The sequence below is a fragment of the Streptomyces sp. NBC_01498 genome (genome assembly GCF_036327775.1).
GTDB lineage: Bacteria > Actinomycetota > Actinomycetes > Streptomycetales > Streptomycetaceae > Streptomyces.
This window is the reverse complement of sequence record NZ_CP109598.1, coordinates 7,218,306-7,237,479: the sequence shown is the minus strand read 5'-3', so window position 1 is coordinate 7,237,479 and position 19,174 is coordinate 7,218,306. Positions and strand designations below refer to the sequence as shown.

Here is a 19,174-nt window from a genome sequence, read left to right as displayed (position 1 = left end):
AGCCGTGACCCTCCGTCTTGCGATGCGCCGCACGGGTCGCCGGAGGGGCGGCCGCCTGCGGGTCGGCGACCGTTCGCGTTTAATCGGATGTGCGTGCGACGCAGGGTTGTTAGGTTCGCCGTGTGCCGAAGCTGAATCAGATCATCGCTGTCGAAAAGGGCGTCAAGTCCAAGGCCCTCCAGGAGCTTACCCAGGCTCACCAGGACGTGCAGAAGCCCGCCCTGCTGGCCGGCATCTCCCGGACCTACCAGCCCAAGGACGAGGAGGGTGAGCAGCTGCCGCCCGAGTCCACGCGGGTGCAGATCAAGGCCGAGGACGCTCTGCGGGCGACCGCCGGGACACTGACGCGGCTCTTCGACGTGACTGCGACGAAGGACTGGGCGAACCGGTCCGCGGTCGCGGACGTGGTGGTCGACGGTACGGTGCTGTTGACCCAGGTGCCCGTGCCGTACCTGTTGTTCCTGGAGAAGCAACTCACGGACCTGCACACCTTCGTGCGCAAGCTGCCGGTGCTCGACGCCTCCGAGTCGTGGAACCTGGATCCCTCGACCGACTCGTGGAAGACGGACCCGGTGCGGACCATCCGCACGAAGAAGGTTCCGCGCAATCACGTGAAGGCCGAGGCCACGGAGAAGCACCCGGCGCAGGTCGAGGTGTACTACGAGGACGTCCCGGTCGGTTACTGGACCACGGTGAAGTTCTCCGGCGCGCTGCCCGCCCGGCGGGTCAACGAGCTCCTCGACCGCGTCGAGAAGCTCCAGCAGTCCGTCAAGTTCGCCCGCGAGGAAGCGAACAACACCGAGGTCACCGACCAGCGGGTCGGCGACGCGGTATTCGGCTACCTCTTCCGGTAGCCCCCACATACGCCCTCCGTCGCGAGCGGAGGGTGCGCGATGAGCGCAAGCTGAAACTGATGTTGAAGCTGATGAGGGGTGTCAGTTGGGGGTTCGAATCCCTCTCCCCGCACCACGTGCGGGGGTGGCCCAAGCCTGGCAGAGGCGGCCCCGTGAAACTCAGATTCTCGCTCCAGTCTCAGTATTCGCCGCCGAACACCGGATCGACCGAGCGCGGGCGAAAATCGACGGATGGGGGTTCAAGTCCCCCCGGCGCCTCTCTCGTGGCGCTGTAGTTCAAAGGCAGAACACGTCGATCTCAACATGACCTGCGGTTCTTAAACGCCGCCGGTGTGCGCAAATGGGTGGCAAGCTGGAGCCCGGGAGCTGGACATGCTCTCGGGCTCCGTCACGTTCCGGCCCGCGGGCGCGGGAAGCGCAGGGGGGCAGGCGGCAGGTTCTGCCCACTGCGGCCGGACCACTCAACCCGGTGAGCGTTCCCGGTCGCAGGTCAGGCCGCACGGGGCATCTCCCCGTCTCGTGCTTCGCCTAGTGCACCGGGTCGCGATGCTCCACGCAGATGCGGAGATGGTTCGCTTCGTCGGCTTGGGGGCCGGGGCGCTCCTGATCTGGTCGGGTGCGGGGCGCGCGGAACGGGGGTGGTGGTCATCGTGGCCTCGGGATTCTCCCGCCGGACCCGGCGGGGACGGTGACAGGTCCGGCTCACACCCGGAAGGTGGCGGCTCCTTCTGCGCAGGTCACCCCGCCTCCGGGCCCCGGCCGCATGCTGATGGGCGCGGCAGGCGGTGGAGTGGACGCTCGTGCCTGTTTCTGAAGGCTGTGCCATGAAGACGACGGAGGCCGCTGGTCAGTCTTGCTGGCCAGCGGCCTCGGGAATTCGCTGAGTGGTGTTCTCAGCGGTCGAGTCGCGTCAGGACGGTGAGATGACGAGGTGAATGGCGAGTGCGGTAATCAGGCTGCTGGAGACCACGGTGGTAATGAGCCGACCGCGGCTGCCAGTCAACGTTCGGCCCAGCAGTGCTCCGCCGCCGGCGAGCAACAACTGCCAGCTGGTGGAAGCCGCGAACGCGGCGAAGACGAATAGGGCCTGCTCCACGTGGGTGGCAGCAGTTGCGATGTCACTGCCGAGCACGAGTGCCGCGAAGTAAATCACGGTCATGGGGTTCATCATCGTGATCGTCAGCAATGCCGCGTAGGCCCGAACAGGCGTGAGAGGCGTCTTATCGGTTCGGATCGCCGTCCGCCGCTTGCGGAACTGGCGGATGGCCGTGGCACCCATCCAGAGGGCCAGCACGATGAGCACCGAGGCGGAAGCCCATCGCAGAGGAAGCAGGACTGGCTCGATGAGGGGAGCAATCGTGGAGCCCCCGGTCACGGCGATCAATGCGTAAAGGCCGTCAGCGGTTGCGACACCCAGTGCGGCGAACACACCAATTCTCAGAGACGTCCGGGCTGTCAGAGCCACCAGGTATGTCGCGACCGCTCCCACTGGCATGGCAATGCCGTAACCCGCGAGGAGCCCCGCGATCAGTACGGTGATCACGAGCGAGGGAAGCTAGGCCTTCGCAGTCGGCCCGGCTGCTGCTGGACTCGCACCGACCGGGCGGTGGAAGTCAGCGGCAGGAAGGCGATAGTCGTGGTCATGGGCGGATCCTGTCGGCAACGCGGACGCACGGGCAAATCATTTTTGGGTGCGGACCGGGCCGGGCTCACTGCGAACGATGACGTGAGGGGCGTCCCGCTCCACGGCTGAGGCGGCGAGTCATGAGTGTGATGGCGTCCCAGGTGATCAGCGTCTCGGAGTGCTGGATGAGCCGTTCGTAGTCCCGGGCATGGCGGCGGGCGTTCATCATCCAGGCCAGGGACCGTTGAACGACCCAGCGGCGGGGCAGGACGATGAAGCCGGAGGTGTCCTTGGGCCGGCTGACGGTCTTGATCGTCAGGTTGAGGTGGCGTTGGCCCAGGCCACGATCAGAGCCTCGACGACCCTCAGGTCGAAGGCGTCCACCGCCACACACAGTGCGGAGGCGCCGAACTCGTCGACCGTTTCGGCGTCGGCGCCCGCTGCCAGCAGCGCGTCCACCGCCCGCGCGTCCCCGCTCCGCACCGCTGCTATGAGTGGCTCCACAACCATGCCTCCCCCGTTCCTGCCTCGCGGCGCGCGGTCGGCGAGTCCGGTAGCGACGTGGCTCAGGGGAGCGTAGTCGGCCTCGGCCTGTGCGGTCCCACTGCGGCATCGACGCGGGCGGGTGGCCAGTGTGCCGAAGCGTGAGCGCACTTCACCTGGTGAATCCCGCCAACTGACGTGTCCAGTGCGCGACACGAGGTCGCTCCAGGTAGGTGAGTCCAGTCATGTGAAGGGGGTAGCGACAGGCTGACCTTCGGGCCGGCGTCGAGGGCCCGCCCCCGCTCCCCTGCGTCACTGGTAACGGCGGGGTGTGAAGCGGCGCGTTCGAACCCGAGGGCACCTCGGCCATCGGGGAGCAACGGGCGAAGGAAAGGCTGAACGGGCGAACGCGGGTGAACCCCTGATGATGCCTCGTGACTTCGAGACTGCGTCGATGGCGTGTCGGCGGCGGTCACAGGACCCGGTGCTGTGCGGCACCAAGCGACTCCGGAGGGCACGTCCCGGCGTACTTCGAAGCCGAGCTCACCGACGTGGAACTCGATTGCCTGCTGCTCATCGGTGACGCGCATCCCGATCGTGGTCGCCTGTGTGATGCGGGCGGTCCTGCTCATCTTCTGCCTCCTCCTTGGCGCTCACCAGGTAAGAACAGGAACAGGCCGGAAATCTCGTCGCCGGCTGTGAACCGACGGCGGCTGGTACTCAGTCGGTTTCGGCACAGGGTTTCCGGGTTCCCGGGTCGGCGGGCAGCAGGTCCACTTCGCCGGGGGTGAGTTGTCGGTCGCCGATGATGGCGCACAGTTCGCGGTACCAGCGGTCGGGCGCCAGGTGGAGTGGTCCGCCGATGCCGTCGGGGCCGATGTGGAGGACGGTGCCGCCGTCCGCGGAGGCGCCCATGAAGGCGTGCCGGCCGTCGAGTGCGCTGTCGCGGGGGCCGGTGAAGGAGTAGAAGGTCTCGTAGCCGGGCCGGCCCATGCGGTAGACGCGTACGGCGTTGTTCGCCGCGAGGAGGTAGCGGCCTCCGCCGTCCAGGAATCCGGCGGCGTACGGCGTGGAGTCCGACTCGGCGATGCTGCGCAGGGGGCCGATCTCCTTGTGGGGCGGGTCGCCGTTCCGCCAGAGTTCGAGCACCGAGCCCCGGCGCAGGATGGCGACGTATGTTCCGGTGGCGTCGAAGTGGGAGGCGAGGATGTCGTCGCCGGTCTTCACGGTCTCGGTGGTGCGTCCGGTGGTGATGTCGACGATGTGGATGCCGGGCCGGTCCAGGACGACGACGGCAACCCGGTTCCTCGCCGGGTAGGGGCCGATCATCAGGTCCGAGTCCTTCGCGCCTCCGGCCCGGGAGCGGACGGCCGCCGCGTCGAAACGTGTGAGCCGTCGGCCGGTGTGTGGGTCCCACTGTTCGACGACGGTTCCCGAGACGGTGACGAGGTTGCCGGAGTGGTCGAAGAAGTAGGTGAAGTCGTACGCCGGCCGTTCGGCACCGCCGTCGCCGCCGCCGCCGATGTCCGCGATCGAGGGCGCGGAGCCGGACAGGCGTGGGGGCGGGACGGTGGTGACGGTCGTGGTGCGGCGCAGGGTGGTGGTGTCGCGGACGGTGACGATGTTCGCGCCCTCGCGGTCGGCGACGAGCCGTCCGGTGCGGTCGAGGGCGAGGGGTTCGCTGCGTTCGGGCACCCAGTGGGGCCTGCGGCGCGGCACGTCGGCGACGGCGCGGGGGGCGGCTTTGCGCGCGTGGTGCCGCTGTATGCGGGAGCCGTCCGCCAGGACGCTGATGGTGTACGTGCCGTCGCGGGTGAGGAGTTGCTGGGCGACGTCGAGGAACCAGTGGCCGGGGCGCAGTCGGACGTAGCCGATCATCGACTCGTCGTGGCGGAGGTAGTAGAGCCGGCCGTCCCTCTCCACGAGCCAGGGGCTGCTCCTGGCCAGGGAGGAGGTCGAGGCGGGCAGGCCGTTGCGGGAGAGGACCGTGCCGTCGCGCATGTCGACGACGCTGAGGCCCTTGGGGGAGCTGAGGGCGACGCGGAGGCCGGAACGGTCGACGGACTGCGCCCCGCAGGTGCTCGACGTGAAGTCCGCGTTCTTCTCGCGGTAGGCGATGCCCTCCCGTGAGCCGTCGGTGACCCGGTGGACGGTGATCTCGGTGGTGTCGCCCCGCACATGGCACAGGACGGCGCGGGTCCGGTCGCCGGAGACGCGGATCTGGTCGGCGTCGGCGCGCAGTACGAGCCGGCTCCTGCCCGTCACGAGGTCGAGTGCGAGGAGGCTGCCCTTCTCGCCCTCCCCGAAGGCGCGGAACCGCTTGTAGACGGGGACCAGCAGCGTCCGGTTGTCGGGGGCCGGCCACATGCGGAACTCCAGGCCCTTCGGCGCGGGGAGATTTCCCGCGAGGGCGCCGTGCGGGCCGCTGTCCAGGTTCCACCGGACGATGCGTTCGCGGACGTGCGCGACGATCATCGTGCCGTCGAGGGACATCGCGGGGGTGACGGTGTCGCTCCAGTTGGTGCCGATGCCGGGGGCGTCGGGGAGCCGGTGCAGGGGCCCGGCGGGGTGTTTCGCGTCGGGGCGTACGGCGAACCACACGGCCCTGCCGTCGTGTTGCACGTAGGCGGCGCGTGACCCGTCGGCGGACACCATCACGTACTGGACCTTGTCGGTGGACGGCACGCGCACGGTGCGTACCGGTCCGGTCAGGGCGGCCACGAACAGGGTGACCCCGGAGCGCTTGGACGTCGCGAGGACCACGTCGCCGTCGTGGCTCCGGTCGAAGGCGGTGTCGCCGAGTTCGCCGGAGAGCACCCGGTCGTAGTCCGTGTACTGGAGGTACTGGCGCAGCAGTTCGTTCTCGGCCTCCTGTGTGGGTGATCTGTGGTAGGCGGCGAGGGAGAGCAGTGCGGCGCGGGCGGGGTCGGTGCCGGTCGCCTCCTGGGCGGCCTGGGCGAGGGCGCGGGAGGCGCCGAAGGCGGCGCGTTCCCGGCTGTTGTGGCGTTCGGCGAGGGAGAGGCCGCCGAGTACCAGGGCGGACGTCAGGACCGTGACCAGAACGGTGAACAGGGCCCGGCGACGGCGGACCTTCGCGCGGCGGTGGGTGCGGCCGGCCGTCAGGTAGTCCCGCTCGGCCGCGGTCAGCACGGCGGCGCGTTCCGGGAGCCACTGGTCGGCGCCGGCCGCCGTCGCGGTGGTCGGCAGGTGTTCGGGGGCCCGGTCCGCTTCCTGCCAGCGGTCCTTCTCGTGTCGTACGGTCTCCCGCCAGCCGAGGAAGGACCGGTCCTCGGCCACCCATGCGGCGAGTCTGTCCCACGCGCCGATCAGCGCCTCGTGGGTGAGTTCCACGGTCTCGGTGCCGTCGGCGCCGCGGTCGGTGACGAGGAGCCGGGTGTGCGCGGCGAGGTGTTGGGCGACGCGCCACCGGTCCTCGCCGAGGTCGGCGCGCCGGGCGAGCCGTCGGGTGCCCGCGGCGGCGCCGAGGAGCAGCCGGACGAGGTGGGTGAACAGCAGGCGGGCGGTCGCCTCGTCGCCGGGTGGTACGTGTGCGGCCCACACCCGGTCGGCGTGGTTGCCGAGGGCGCCGGTGACGCCGCCGAGTTCGTCGTACGCGTGGTGGGTGAGCACTCCGTCCGTCTGCCGCTGCCACAGGAGATCGAGGGTGAGGGCGAGGAGGGGCAGGGCGCCGGGTTCGGTGCCGGTGTCGGTGAGGATGCGTTCGGCGAGGTGGGGCTCGTAGGAGACGCCGGGGAGGGTGTCGACGGGGGTGGTGACGATGTCGCGCAGGCCGTCCCGGCCGAGGGGGGCGAGGGCGTGCAGGTGGCGGGCGGCGACGGGTCCGAGGTGGGGGTGGCCGAGGACGGGTTCGAGGAAGTCGGCGCGCAGGGTGGTGAGGACGCGAACGGCGGACGGCAGGGCGTCGGGGGCGAACAGTACGTCGGCCAGGTCGCGCACGGCGTCCGGGTGTTGCGGAAGCAGTTCCTCCAACTGGTCAACGATCAGGAGGAGTTGGCGGGCGCCCTGGAGCCGGAGCAGGCGGTCGGCCGGGGCGGTGAGGCCGTGGCGGCGCAGCTCGTCGGAGAGTTCGGGGAGGCGGGCGAGCCGTCGGGTCTCGGGGAGGTCGGGTTCCAGGTGCGGGAGCAGCGCGGAGGCGAGGGCCGCGAGGGGGCTGCTGCCGGACGCGGGGCGCATGACGACGACGCGGGCGCCGCGTGCCCGCAGTCGGGGGGCCACGCCGGCCAGGGCCAGTGACGATTTGCCGGAGCCCGAGGGGCCCACGAGGGTGACCCACCGGTGTTCGCCGAGTGTGCGGGCGATCCGCTCGCTCTCGTGCCGCCTGCCGTGGAAGAGGTGCGCGTCGGCCTCCTCGTAGGCGGCGAGTCCGCGGAACGGCGAGGCGGGTGCCACGAGGGCGCGCAGTTCGGGTCGGGCGGCCACGAGGGCGCGGGTGGGGATCAGGTAACTGACGTGGGGCTGCCCGGATTCGGCCACCGTGACCATGCCGACCACGCCGGACAGCCGCTCGTCCCACACGGGGCCGCCGCTGAAGCCCCGCGACACCGGGTAGCCCTCACCGACGAGATCCGCCTGTACCCAGCCGTCGGCCTGCCGACCCCGCAGGACCCCCGCGTGCCACACCCCACCCGGACGACCGGCCGGCAACCCGAACGCACGCACCCGGTGCCCCCACAGCGCGCCCGTCGCGTCGGTGGCGGACGCGGCGGACGGTCCGCCCGCGACCGTCGACCTGTCCACGACCATCGGTCCGTCCGCGTCGACCAGCCGCACCGGACCGGCGCCGGGCAACGGAGCCGGGAACCGCAGCACGGCGACATCCGCCGTGCCGGAAGTCACTGCGGACGCCGCGCCCGATGCCGTACCGTCCGGCCCCCGCGGTGGCACCCACACGTCGACGGCGGCGTCCGTACGGGGCGTGTGGGGCACGAGAGGCAGGTCGGCCGAGACGCGGGCGCCGGGTTCCGGTGGTGTGCCGGCCGGCGTACCGAGGGCCGCGGAGACCACGTGCGCGCAGGTCAGGGCAAGTGTGTCGGACACCAGAAAGCCCACGCCGACGGGTCGCCCGGACGTGTCCAGGATGCGCAGCAGCGCGCCGTCCAGGGGCTTCGGGCCGCCTGCCGCCGGTCGCTGTTCCGGTCCCCGGGCCGGCGTCATCGTGCCGTCCGGTCCGGCGGGCGTCGCCAGGTCGGGGTCACCGTGCAGCCGGGCCGCCCGGTCGTACGGGAGATCACCGGGCCCGCGTCGGCGACAAGGGTCCGGCCCAACGCCACGCCGATGGTGCCGGGGCCGTCGGGCATGTCGCGGACGGCGGTCAGGAAGTCCTCCGGGACGTGCCGGATACCGGCGGGCATGTTGTTCGGCGTCCGGGTCGCCCGCGTCACGACCCGCCCCGGACTCGCCGCCCCGACCAGTCTGTCGACCACTTCCCCGGTCCGCGTCCGGGTCTCGTCCCGCCGTCCGCGCGGCGCGGCAGCGTCGGCATCCCCGGCGTGGCCGACGCCACGGACCACGGGCGCGGTCGGTTCGACCGGGTACGTCATGTGTTCTCCCCTCGCCCGGACTCCGTGGTCCGCCCGTACCGGTCAACATCCTTCGCTACGGGCACAGTTGCCGGGTCCGTGCCTCCGCGGGGAGGTCGTCGCGTTCGTCCGCCGTGAACGCGCGGTCGCCGATGACGTGGCACAACTCCCGTCTCCACAGCTCCGGATCGAGGACGAGGGCCCGGCCGGGCTCCTCCGGCGTGCCCTGGAGTACGGTCCTCCCGTCCTCGGACACGTCCAGGAACGACTGGTCCCCCGTCGTGGCGGTCGCATCGGCGAACAGATACACGTCGTCGTAGCCGCGCCGGCCCAACCGGTGGACGCGTACGGCGTTGTCGTCGGCGATCAGGAAGCGGTCGTCGCCGAGGAACACGGCGCGGTACGGGGTGAGATCGCTGTCGCCGACGCCGCTCAGCGGGCCGATCACCCTGCGGGCGGGGTCTTCGCGGCGCCGTACCTCCAGTCCCGTATCGCGGCGCATGAGCGCGAAGTAGTGGGCGCCGGGGCCGAATTGGACGGAGAGGATGTCGCCCTCGGTGCGTACGACGTCCGTGACGCGTCCGTCGGTGAAGTCGACGACACGGATGCCGGGCCGGCCCCGCACGATCACGGAGACCTTGTTCCGGTCCGGGTACGGGGCGATCGTCAGGAGCGCGTCCGGGGCGCCGTCGGGGCGCAGCGTGCCGGCGTCGAAGCGGGCGGTCTGCCGGCCCGTGCGCGGGTCCCACTGCTGGAGGACGGTGCCGGAGACGGTCAGCAGGTGGCCGGTGTGGTCGAAGTAGTAGCGGAATTCGTACTCCTGGTCGTGCCAGGTGAGCGCCCCGCTGATGTCCGGGTCCCGGACCGTGCGGGTGCCGGGCCGGGTCTTCGGCGGCTGGACCGTGGTCACGGTGGCGACCTTCCGCAGCGTCGACGTGTCGCGGACGACGACCGTGTCGCGGGCCTCGCGGTCGGCGAGGAGTCCGCCGGTGCCGTCGAAGACGGGCAGGTCGGTCTCGGCGGGTACCCAGTACGGCTTGGCGCGCGCCGCCCGTGCGAGGATCCGCCCGCTTCGTTTCGGGTCGGCCGGGCGCAGTTCCGTGCGGGAGCCGTCCTGGAGGACGGTGATCGTGCGCGTGCCGTCGGCGGAGAGCCGGCGCTGGGCGGCCTTCGGCTGCCGCTCGCGGGGAGTCAGGCGCACGCGGGTGATCATCGACCCCTGGCGGCCGGTGTAGAAGAGCCTGCCGCGCGACTCGGAGAGGAAGGGGGCGGGTGTGAATCGCAGGTCGGCGAGTTCCGGCAGGGGGACGCCGGAGATCGCCTCGCCCCTGTCCAGGTCCACGACGCGCACCTCGGAGCCCCAGCGCAGTGCGACGCGCCGCCCGGTCGTGTCGACGGCCACCACGGTGCACAGGTCCGTGCGGTACTCGTCTTCTTGCTCCCGGTAGGGGCGGCCGACGGCGGCGCCGTCGGAGGTCCGGTGGCGGCTGACGACGGACTGCTCGCCCTCCTCGCGGCAGACGACCGCGGTGCGGCGGTCCCCGGACAGGAGGATCTCCTGGGACCCGGGCAGGACTCGCGTGGCGCGGCCGGTGCGCATGTCCACGGACTTCAGGGCCTGCGCGCCCGATGCCGTGTAGACGTTCGTCAGCAGGGTACGGCCGTCCGGGCCGAACCACAGGGCGGTGTTCATGGCGGACGGTGCCGGCACGGCACCGGCGAGGGTGGCGCGGTCGAGGTTCCACCACACGAGGCGGCCCCGGACGCGGGCGGCGAGCATGCGGCCGTCCGCCGAGATCGCGGGGCGCACCAGGGGATCCCGGCTGACGCCGCGGCCCGGCGCGTCGGGCAGTCGGCGCACCGGGCCGAGGAGTCCGGCGGCATCGGTGTCCACGTCGAACCACACGGCTTCGCCGTCCGTCTGGATGTACGCGCCGCGTGTGCCGTCCGCGGACACCGCGACGTCCGCGACCTGCCCGGTCGAGGGGACCTGGGCGCTGCGGACCCGCCCGGAGGCGGCGCCGGTGTAGAGGACGGCCCGGCCCAGTTGCGAGGTGGCCAGCACGACGTCGCCGTTCGCGCCGGCGGCGAAGTCCCTGACCGTGCCCAGTACGCCGGACAGCATCCGGTCGTAGTTCTGATGGCGCAGGTACTGCCGCAGGAGTACGTTGCGGGCCTCCTGTGTCGGCGCCGTGCGGTGGGCGGCGATCGCCTTCAGCACGCCGAGGGCGGGTTCGGTGCGCGCGTCGTCCTCCGCGGCCACCGCGAGGGCGCGGGAGGCGGCTTCGGCCGCGCGTTCCCGGCTCTCCTGCCGTGCGGCGCCGAGCAGTGACAGTGCGACCAGGGCCAGGGACACGACGAGAACGACGGCCGAGAGCGCGGTCCGGCGGCGGCGGGACTTCGTGCGGCGGTGGGCACGGCCGGCGTTCAGGTAGTGCCGTTCGGCGTCGGTCAGTTCGTCGCCGCGTTCGCCGAGCCACTGTTCGGAGCGGGCGGCCTGGAGGGGTGTCGGGAGCAGCTGCGAGGGGCGTTCGGCGTGCTCCCAGCGGTCCTTGTCCTGTTGCAGAGCGGCCCGCCATTCCAGGAAGGCACGGTCCGCGGTGGTCCAGTCGGCGAGTTGCTCCCAGTCGCTGATCAGTGCCTCGTGCGCGAGTTCCACGGTCTCGGTGCCCTCGGCGTCGCGGCCGGTCGTCAACAGCCGTGTTCCGGCGAGGCGTTGTGCGATCCGCCATTCCTCGGGGCGCAGTTCGGTACGCGGTACGACCCGCCGCACGGGTGCGGGCATGCCGGCCGGGACCCGGACGAGCCGGGTGAACAGCCGCCGGGCCGCCTCCTCGTCCCCGGGTGGCACGCACGCGTCCCAGACCTGGTCGGCGTGTTCGCCCAACGCGCCGGTGACACCGCCGAGTTCCTCGTACGCCCGGTGTGTCAGGAGCCCGCCGCGCTGTCGCCGCCACAGCAGGTCGAGGGTGAGGGCGAGGAGCGGCAGGGCGCTCGGTCCCGGGCCGGTGTCGGCGAGGATGCGCTCGGCGAGATGGGGTTCGTAGGACACGCCGGGAACGGCCTCGACGGGTGCGGTCACGATCTCGCGCAGGCGTTCCGGGGCCGGCGGGGCGAGTGCGTGCAGGTGTCCGGCGATCTCGGGGCCGAGCCGGGGATGGGCGAGGACCGGCTCCAGGAAGTCCGCGCGCAGCGTGATCAGTACGCGGACGGTGTCGGGCAGGGTGTCGCCCGTGAGCAGGTCGGCCAGTTCGTCGACGGCGGCCGGTTCCAGCCCGAGGACCTCCTCGAACTGGTCGACCACGACGAGGATTCGGCTGCCGCGCCGCAGGTGGAGCAGCCGGGCCACGACGTCCGCGGGACCGTGGCGGCGCAGCACGTCGAGGAGTTCCGTGATCCGCTCGGGGCGCTCCGTCTCGGGCAGTTCGGGTTCCAGGAGCGGCAGCGCCGCCGCCGCGAAGGCGGTGAGCGGACGGGTGCCGGGCGTCGGCCGTACCACCAGCACCTGGGCGCCTTCCGCGCGGAGCCGGGGTGCCACACCGGCCAGGGCCAGCGACGACTTGCCGGATCCCGAGGGGCCCACGAGGGTGACCCGGGGCGCGGCGGAGAGTGCCCGCGCCACTTCGTCGGTTTCGGCCCGCCTGCCGTGGAAGAGGGCGGCGTCCGTTTCCTGGAACGCGGAGAGGGCCCGGAACGGCGACGGGGGCAGGGTGATCGTGCGCAGTTCGGGCCGGGCGGTGAGGAGCCCGCCGGTGGGGATGAGGTAACTGACGGGCGGCTGCCCGGACTCGGCCACCGTGACCATGCCCACCACGCCCGACAGCCGCTCGTCCCACACGGGGCCGCCGCTGAAGCCCCGCGACACCGGGTAGCCCTCGCCGACGAGATCGGCCTGTACCCAGCCGTCGGCCTGCCGACCCCGCAGGATCCCCGCGTGCCACACCCCACCCGGACGACCGGCCGGCAACCCGAACGCCCGTACGCGGTGCCCCCACAGCTCGTCCGCGTCGACCAGGCGCACCGGTGCCGCTCCCGGAAGCCGTGTCTCCAGGTGAAGTACGGCGACATCGGCGGGCGCGGGTGGCGTCGAGGGCCCGTCGGGTGCCCGGGGCGGTACCCAGTGGTCGACCCTGGCCATGGTCGCGGGTGCGGCGCCGTCGCGCGGCCGGGCGGGTACGAGGGGGAGGTCGACCTGGATGCGGGCGGACGCGGGAGGCGCCGCCTGTCCTGTCGTACCCAGGGCCGCGTGGACCACGTGCGCGCAGGTCAGGGCGAGCGTGTCGGAGACCAGGAAGGCGACGCCGACGGGCTGCCCTCGGCTGTCCCGGACCCGCAGGACGGCCGTGTCGAGCGACTGCGGGCCGTGGGCCACCGGACGCTCGGGCGGTAACGCGGGCTCCGTCATCCCGTCGCGTCCGCCGCCGGTTCGCCGGACGAGGGATTGCGCCAGGTCAGGGTGACCTTGAAGTTGGCCTGTCCGGTGGTCCGGGAGATCACCACGTCCGCCTCGGCCGACAGGGACAGGCCGAACTCGATGCCGATCTCGTCGGGTTGCCGAGCCATGTCGCGGAATCCGTCGACGAAGTCCTCGGCGACCGGCCGGATTCCGGCCAGCATGTCGTTCAGCGACCGGGTCGCCCGCGCCACGACCTGCCCGGGACGCGCGACCTGTACCAGCCCGTCCTCGACCTCGTCGATCTGGACCTTGACGATGCCGGTGGCGTCCGACGGGGCGGACTCCGTCCCCTCGCCTCCCGTTCTCGCGCCGCTCGCCCCGGACACGGGCAACTCGACCAGGTACGCCATGCTTTCCCCCTTCGCGACACCTGCGGTGACGGCTCCGTACCCTACCGATTCCACGGCATGCCGGGACCGAACCGTCTCGAATCGTCCCCATACGGAGTCGGCTCCACCGGGCAGGAGGGCAGGTGCTCCTGGCTCCGCTCGTGCCCGCCCGGGAGGGTGCGGGGCTCGGGCGGGCTCGGCATCGGGGTCGGCATCGGTGTGGTCCAGGTGGACAGTGGCCGGTGAGCAGTGACCGATGGGCGGATGCGGCGTTGATCACCGTGATCCACTTCGCCCCCTCGAAAGGAGCCAGCGATGCGTCATCGCTTCGCCGCCCTCGTATGCGCAACGGTCGCTCTGGCGGCTGTGTACACCGTCCCGGCCCAGGCAGCGGCCAACCCCTCCCCCCTGGCTCCCGCCGAGTCCCTGATCACGGAAGCGCTCACGATCGAGGGCCCCCTGATCAACAACCTTTCCCTGCCCCAGCTGCGGTAGGGCCGTGCCGGTACCGTGCCCCGGTTGTCGTCGGCGGGGCGGCCCGGTCGCGCGGGGCACCGGGGTGGCGGGGTCGGCCCGTTGTCGGGGACGGTGGCAACGGGTCGCGCCGGGGCGACCGTGATCGCCGCCGCTGCCGACCGCGTGGGAGGCCGACGATCGGGCCCGCGGCGGCTACGGTTCCGGGACCCTCGCCCGCGGCAGGGCCCGCAGGGTCGCTTCCGCCTTGAGCGGCATCTCGTCGTCATCCGCGTCGGGGTCGGAATCGGAGTCCAGGAGCATCATGTCTGCCAGGTACACATTCGATGTGTTCTCAAGCCTCGACGGCTTCGGTGCCGCCGGCGGCGACTGGACCGGCTACTGGGGCAAGCAAGGTCCCGAGCTCCTCGACCACCGTCTCGCCCAGTACGGCGAGGAGCAGCGGATGGTCTTCGGGGCCAACACGTACCGGGCGTTCGCGCGGATGCTGGCCGACAGCACCGAAGAATCCGATGTACGCGACCCCTGGGTCACCCGTATGAGGAGCCTGCCGGCGACGGTGGTGTCGACCACCTTGAAGGGGACGCTCGACTGGCCGGACGCGACCCTTGCGGACGGGGATGCCGTGGATGCTGTCAGGCGGCTCAAGGAGGAGTCGGAGGTTCCGTTGCGCTCGCACGGCAGTCTGTCGATGAACCGCGCGCTGATGGCCGCCGGGCTGGTCGACCGCGTCCAGGTGACGCTCTTCCCCGTGATCACCGGTCGGAGCGGGCTCGATTCGATCTTCCGGGGTGCGGCCGACTTCGACCTGGAGCTGATCGGGCACCGGACGCTCGACGGCCACATCCAGGAGCTCGTCTACCGCCCCACGCTGCACGCCTGAGCCTGCCGTTCAACGTTGATGGCCGGCCGCCGACATCGTCGAGGGGACTTCGCGGCATGTCCCGGCGCGACGAGGGGCGACACCGGCCACGAGGCGCGACAGGGGGCGAAGCCTCGCCGGTCGCGAGGAATCCGCCCACGTGATGACGGGTGGCGATCGGCGTTTCTTCGAGCCGGGCGGGCGGCCGGGGGCGGCCGGTGGGCTTTGGCACACCGGCCGGAGAACCCACTCTCGTCCGGAGGTTCCTGACCCCGCGCCGGGCCGTTCGCGGGTGAGCCGACCGGGGAGCTGTACCGGCAGGCCGCCCGGGAGGTGCGGCCGGCCTCCGGCGCGGCCACGATCGAGGACGGTCGGCCGGGCATCTTCTGATGGTCGGCCTCGCCGCGGCCGTAGGTCTGGCAAGTAGGTCTGGCAGGACGAACGGTCCGGGACCGTGGTGGCGTCCTGCCGCAACCACAGTGAGACGGCGGGTACCGGCCGTTCGCCGACATCGGTAACGGCAGCCCGGCCGGCGTACGGCGCGATCGGAGAACGTGCTGCCCCTCGGCTGCTGGCTCGACCTCATGCGGCTGTTGAAGGGCCGGCATGCCGTGGCGGGCGGGGGCGACACCCTGCTGCCGCTGCACCCGGGGACCACGGACATCACGCTCGCGAAGGAATGCGCGTACCGGTCCGTGGTGCCGGCCTATCCCGCCCGCGGAGACGACTGCGGCAGCTACGCCGCCCGGGGTGTACGGCGGCGACAGCCCCACAGAAGTGATGTCCACCGCACTGGAGATGCTCGTCGTTCCGAAACACGCGAGGACCCTGCTGTTCGACGATCCGCAAGTGCTGGCGATCGTGCTGCGGTGGCTCACCGGCCCCGGCGGCGTCGCGGGCAACGCCCAGCTGCCTCGCCACGGCCCTGCCCACCGCCATGTGACGCCGGCCGCCGCGCGGTGCCACCGCACCGCGCGGCGCGGTCCGCTCACACCCCGGGCGGCGAAGCCGCCGCCGCACCGGCCCCGGGATACCGCCGCCTGAAGGTCCGGACAGCGCCACGGCCATGAGCACGGCGATCACCACGATGATCCACATCACGCCGGACGACAGCCCGCCGTCCGCGTGGCCTCCGCCGCCACCGAGTGCTTGCAGCACGGTCGCGGGGTGCGTCCCGGCGAGCGGAAGAGATCGTCGAGCCTGCGGCTGCTCGGTCGTGCGAGGTACGCCAGGGACCGATCGACCACAACGCCGCTACCAAACCCGAGGAGCTGGTTGAACAACAAGCTGAAGTTGTCGTTTGTGGTCCGACGGGTCGTCGGACCACAAACGACAATCGGACCACAAACGACAAGTTCAAGGGTCACTTCGTGGGGTCAGCGTGCCAGCAGGTCTCGGATCGCTCCCGTGATCTCGTCCGGGGCTTCCTCGGCCATGAAGTGCCCCGCGTTCGTCAGGCGATGGTCGAGCTCCGGGACCCACGTCCTCCATACCTGGGCGGCGTCGTAGCCGAGTTGGGCGCCCCAGTCCTGCTGGATGACTGTGACGGGCATCGCGAACTGCGATCCGGCATCAAGGTCCGCCCGGTCGTGGGCGACGTCGACACCCGCGGAGGCACGGTAGTCGGCGACGATGGAGTCCACCGCGGCCGCGCTCGCCCGCAGGTACTCGGCGCGCACCTGTTCCGGAATCGCGTCCGGGTCCTTGGCCCACGTGTCGAAGAACGAGCCGAAGAACGCGTCCGCACTGTTGGCGATCATCGTCTCCGGCAGGCCCGCAGGCTGCGCCATCAGGAAGAGGTGGTAGCCCACCGCCGCCGACACACCCTTCAGCACCTTCCACATGTCCAGCGTCGGTACGACGTCGAGGATGCCCAGATGCGTGACGGCCTCCGGGTGGTCCAGCCCGGCCCGGAACGCGACCAGGGCACCACGGTCGTGGCCGACCAGGGCGAACTGCTCATGGCCGAGCCCGGCCATCGTCGACACGATGTCGGCGGCCATCGTCCGCTTCGAATAGACATGCTCGTCCGCGGCCGCCGGCTTGTCGCTCGCCCCGTAGCCGCGCAGGTCGGGACAGATCACCGTGTGCTCGGTGGCCAACTGCTCGGCGACGTGGCGCCACATCAGGTGGGTCTGGGGAAAGCCGTGCAGCAGTACGACCGGGCTGCCGCTGCCACCGATCGCAGCGGACAGCTTCACCCCGCCCGCACCGGGCAGGCGGGTGTACTCGAAACCAGGAATCGTGAGTGCCATGACAGTCCTACTCTCCGTGTCGGCTGGCTGACCGCTCCAACGTGCACGACACCGATGAGCAGCCAGTCAGTACGACACCGCGGATCCGGGCCCGCGCACGGAGGATAGGGAGCATGCGGATCGATGTGCTCGGTACAGTGCAGGCGCGGCGTGACGACGGCAGCCCGATCGACCTGGGCGGACCACGGCACCGCGAGGTACTCGCGCGCCTGGTCGCCGCGGAAGGGCGGATGGTCCCCACCGACACCCTCATCGAGGACCTGTGGTCGCAGGCGAGGACCGGCTCCCTGGGTGCGCTGCGCACCTTCGTCGCCGCGCTGCGTCGCGCCATCGAACCCGAGCGGCCGCCCCGCACACCGCCCCGTGTGCTCATCACGCAAGGACCCGGTTACGCACTGCGCCTGCCCCGCGGCGCCACGGATGTCGGCCGGTTCCAGGACGCCCTGGCCAAGGCCCGCCACTGCCACGACGGCGTGGTGGGCCTTGGTGAAGCGCTCGCCCTGTGGCGGGGGCCGGCCTACGCCGACCTGCCCGAGGCCGCGTGGGCCCAGCGCGAGCGGGCCCGGCTCCAGGAGCTGCGGTTGCAGGGCGTGGAACTGCGGGCGGGCATCCTCCTCGATTCCGGCGAGGGGGCCGCCCTGGTCGCCGATCTCGGCACGCACGTCGCCGAGCACCCCTGGCGCGAGCCGGCCTGGGGTCTGCTCGCGCGTGCCCTGTACCGCGACGGACGCCAGGCCGACGCCCTGGCCGCACTGCGCCGGGCGCGCACGATGCTCGTGGAACAACTCGCGCTCGACCCCAGTCCTGATCTTCAACGCCTGGAGACGGACATCCTCACCAGGTCCGCCACCCTCGAGCCGAACCGCGCACCGGTACCCCGTCCCTGGTCGGGAACCGGCGCCCGGCTGGGCCCGCGCACGACCGTGGACCTGGCCCGCACTCTCGCGCTCGTCGGCGGCGATGCCCTGGTCTCCTCACGGCGCGACCGCCTCGCGGCTGTCCAGGCGGCCGAACAAACAGGGGACGTCGCTCTGACCGCCAGGGTCATCGGCGCCTACGACGTACCCGCGATCTGGAGCCGAGCCGATGATCCCAGGCAGTCCCGCGCCGTGGTGGCGGCTGCCGGGCGCGCCCTCACCGCGCTCGGGCCAGGCGGCCCCACCGACCTGAGGGCCCGGCTGCTGGCCACCGTCGCCGTCGAGAGCCGCGGCGACGCCACCCGCGACACCACGCTGAGGGACGCGCACAAGGCCGAGGCCCTGGCCCGTGGCCTCAACGACCCCCCACTGCTGGCCTTCGCGCTCAACGGGGTGTTCCTACAGTCCTTCGCGCGCCCCGGCCTGGCATCGCAACGCGACACGATCGGAGCCGAACTCGTCTCGCTGTCCACGCGGCACGGGTTGCCGACCTTCGCCATTCTGGGCCGACTCGTGCGCCTGCAATCCGCGTCCGCTCTCGGCGATCTCGAGACCGCCGCCGCGCACGCGGCCGCCGCAGACGACCTTGCCGCCGCCCACGAGTCCCCACTGGTCACGGTCCTGACCGCATGGTTCGGAGCGCGGGTCACCGCCGCCCGCAGCACCGAACCCGGCGGCCCGAGCCCCGCGGCCGCCGCGGCGGCATACCGCGCCGCCGACGACGCCCTCGCGACAGCCGGAATGCCGGGGCTCCACCACGGCCTGCTCCCGCTGGCCCTGCTCGGCCTGCGCCTGCTGCACAATCGCCCCGCCCCCACCGACTCACAGCTGGACTGGGGGCCGTACCTGCCCTGGGCAACGCCCCTGGTACTCCTCGCCCAGGGCAGGGTGGAAGACGCCCGCGCCGCCCTCGCCGCCACACCCGAACCACCCCGTGACCACCTCCAGGAAGCCCTGTGGTGCCTCACCGCCCACGCCGCCGCGCGCCTCGACGAACCCGAGATCGCCGCGCGCGCTGCCGTTCCCCTGCGCGACGCCCGCGCCGAACACGCCGGCGCCGCCAGTGGCATGCTCACCCTTGGCCCAGTGGAGCGCTATCTCACCGAGGCCGAAGCGTGCGTCGCCGCAGACCGGTGATCGGCCCCACCCGGAGCACAGTCGAGGCCGGCGGCCCACCGCCGGCTACGCAGAGACGGCGTACGAGCGCCGGTCCACCCCGCCATCCAAGTGGCCCCGCACTCGGGGCACTTGGCCCGGTCGGCACCGCTCAACTCCGCAGCCACCCGCGTTCGCAACCGGCGTCCCGGCGCCGCTGCCTGGAACGACATGGCGCCGAGCGGTAAACCGCCCCGGGCCGGGCCCCGGCTTCAGCCGCTCATC

The 19,174-nt window shown here is 71.9% G+C and carries 13 protein-coding genes and 1 pseudogene; 5 read left to right on the top strand and 9 right to left on the bottom strand.

Annotation, left to right across the window (positions count from 1 at the left end; genetic code table 11):
• The first annotated feature begins 122 nt into the window (after window positions 1-122).
• Complete coding sequence (locus tag OG875_RS30790; RefSeq protein WP_330177515.1) at window positions 123-854, top strand: DUF7873 family protein; 732 nt, start codon at window positions 123-125, stop codon at window positions 852-854.
• Between the two features lie 910 nt (window positions 855-1,764).
• Here OG875_RS30790 and OG875_RS30785 read toward each other — a convergent pair.
• The 7 genes and pseudogenes from OG875_RS30785 to OG875_RS30755 form a co-directional block, all read right to left on the bottom strand.
• Window positions 1,765-2,397, bottom strand: a complete 633-nt coding sequence (locus OG875_RS30785; RefSeq protein ID WP_330177514.1) for a LysE family transporter — start codon at window positions 2,395-2,397, stop codon at window positions 1,765-1,767.
• Window positions 2,398-2,599: 202 nt separating this feature from the next.
• A pseudogene (locus OG875_RS30780) lies at window positions 2,600-2,812 on the bottom strand (IS5-like element IS4811 family transposase); the annotation flags it as partial.
• A complete protein-coding gene (locus tag OG875_RS30775) occupies window positions 2,794-2,988 on the bottom strand; it encodes a hypothetical protein (protein WP_330177513.1) in 195 nt (64 codons plus the stop codon). The gene OG875_RS30775 and the pseudogene OG875_RS30780, both read right to left, overlap by 19 nt.
• A 693-nt stretch (window positions 2,989-3,681) precedes the next feature.
• A complete protein-coding gene (locus OG875_RS30770; RefSeq protein ID WP_330177512.1) occupies window positions 3,682-8,136 on the bottom strand; it encodes an nSTAND1 domain-containing NTPase in 4,455 nt (1,484 codons plus the stop codon).
• Window positions 8,133-8,522, bottom strand: coding sequence for a hypothetical protein (locus tag OG875_RS30765; RefSeq protein WP_330177511.1), 390 nt, complete (start codon window positions 8,520-8,522; stop codon window positions 8,133-8,135). The genes OG875_RS30770 and OG875_RS30765 overlap by 4 nt, the downstream gene beginning before the upstream one ends.
• 55 nt (window positions 8,523-8,577) lie before the next feature.
• Window positions 8,578-12,906: a serine protease gene (locus tag OG875_RS30760; RefSeq protein WP_330177510.1), complete on the bottom strand. Its 4,329-nt coding sequence runs from the start codon at window positions 12,904-12,906 to the stop codon at window positions 8,578-8,580.
• Window positions 12,903-13,307 carry a CU044_2847 family protein gene (locus OG875_RS30755; RefSeq protein WP_330177509.1) on the bottom strand — a complete coding sequence of 135 codons (405 nt, stop codon included), beginning with the start codon at window positions 13,305-13,307 and terminating at the stop codon, window positions 12,903-12,905. The genes OG875_RS30760 and OG875_RS30755 overlap by 4 nt, the downstream gene beginning before the upstream one ends.
• Window positions 13,308-13,601: 294 nt before the next feature.
• Between OG875_RS30755 and OG875_RS30750 the strand changes: the two genes are divergently transcribed.
• A complete protein-coding gene (locus OG875_RS30750) occupies window positions 13,602-13,781 on the top strand; it encodes a hypothetical protein (protein ID WP_330177508.1) in 180 nt (59 codons plus the stop codon).
• A 174-nt stretch (window positions 13,782-13,955) separates the two neighbouring features.
• Here OG875_RS30750 and OG875_RS30745 read toward each other — a convergent pair whose 3' ends face one another.
• Window positions 13,956-14,081, bottom strand: a complete 126-nt coding sequence (locus OG875_RS30745) for a hypothetical protein (protein WP_330177973.1) — start codon at window positions 14,079-14,081, stop codon at window positions 13,956-13,958.
• Here OG875_RS30745 and OG875_RS30740 point away from each other — a divergent pair.
• Entirely contained in the window at window positions 14,065-14,643 is a 579-nt protein-coding gene (locus tag OG875_RS30740; protein WP_330177507.1) for a dihydrofolate reductase family protein, read from the top strand. The genes OG875_RS30745 and OG875_RS30740 overlap by 17 nt on opposite strands.
• A 759-nt stretch (window positions 14,644-15,402) precedes the next feature.
• Window positions 15,403-15,666, top strand: a complete 264-nt coding sequence (locus tag OG875_RS30735) for a hypothetical protein (protein WP_330177506.1) — start codon at window positions 15,403-15,405, stop codon at window positions 15,664-15,666.
• A 332-nt stretch (window positions 15,667-15,998) separates the two neighbouring features.
• On the opposite strand, the gene OG875_RS30730 is transcribed toward OG875_RS30735, so the two are convergent.
• A complete protein-coding gene (locus OG875_RS30730) occupies window positions 15,999-16,877 on the bottom strand; it encodes an alpha/beta fold hydrolase (protein WP_330177505.1) in 879 nt (292 codons plus the stop codon).
• Window positions 16,878-16,990: 113 nt separating this feature from the next.
• On the opposite strand from OG875_RS30730, the gene OG875_RS30725 reads away from it, so the two are divergent.
• The gene (locus tag OG875_RS30725; protein ID WP_330177504.1) at window positions 16,991-18,931 is read left to right on the top strand and encodes an AfsR/SARP family transcriptional regulator; all 1,941 of its coding nucleotides are present in this window, start codon (window positions 16,991-16,993) and stop codon (window positions 18,929-18,931) included.
• Window positions 18,932-19,174 lie beyond the last annotated feature (243 nt).

Bases quoted from the DNA above. Each gene is read 5' to 3' on its own strand.
- OG875_RS30775 (WP_330177513.1), bottom strand. From the start codon at position 2,988: ATGGTTGTGGAGCCACTCATAGCAGCGGTGCGGAGCGGGGACGCGCGG.
- OG875_RS30770 (WP_330177512.1), bottom strand. From the start codon at position 8,136: ATGACGCCGGCCCGGGGACCGGAACAGCGACCGGCGGCAGGCGGCCCG.
- OG875_RS30765 (WP_330177511.1), bottom strand. From the start codon at position 8,522: ATGACGTACCCGGTCGAACCGACCGCGCCCGTGGTCCGTGGCGTCGGC.
- OG875_RS30760 (WP_330177510.1), bottom strand. From the start codon at position 12,906: ATGACGGAGCCCGCGTTACCGCCCGAGCGTCCGGTGGCCCACGGCCCG.
- OG875_RS30755 (WP_330177509.1), bottom strand. From the start codon at position 13,307: ATGGCGTACCTGGTCGAGTTGCCCGTGTCCGGGGCGAGCGGCGCGAGA.
- OG875_RS30750 (WP_330177508.1), top strand. From the start codon at position 13,602: ATGCGTCATCGCTTCGCCGCCCTCGTATGCGCAACGGTCGCTCTGGCG.
- OG875_RS30740 (WP_330177507.1), top strand. From the start codon at position 14,065: ATGTCTGCCAGGTACACATTCGATGTGTTCTCAAGCCTCGACGGCTTC.
- OG875_RS30735 (WP_330177506.1), top strand. From the start codon at position 15,403: ATGTCCACCGCACTGGAGATGCTCGTCGTTCCGAAACACGCGAGGACC.
- OG875_RS30730 (WP_330177505.1), bottom strand. From the start codon at position 16,877: ATGGCACTCACGATTCCTGGTTTCGAGTACACCCGCCTGCCCGGTGCG.
- OG875_RS30725 (WP_330177504.1), top strand. From the start codon at position 16,991: ATGCGGATCGATGTGCTCGGTACAGTGCAGGCGCGGCGTGACGACGGC.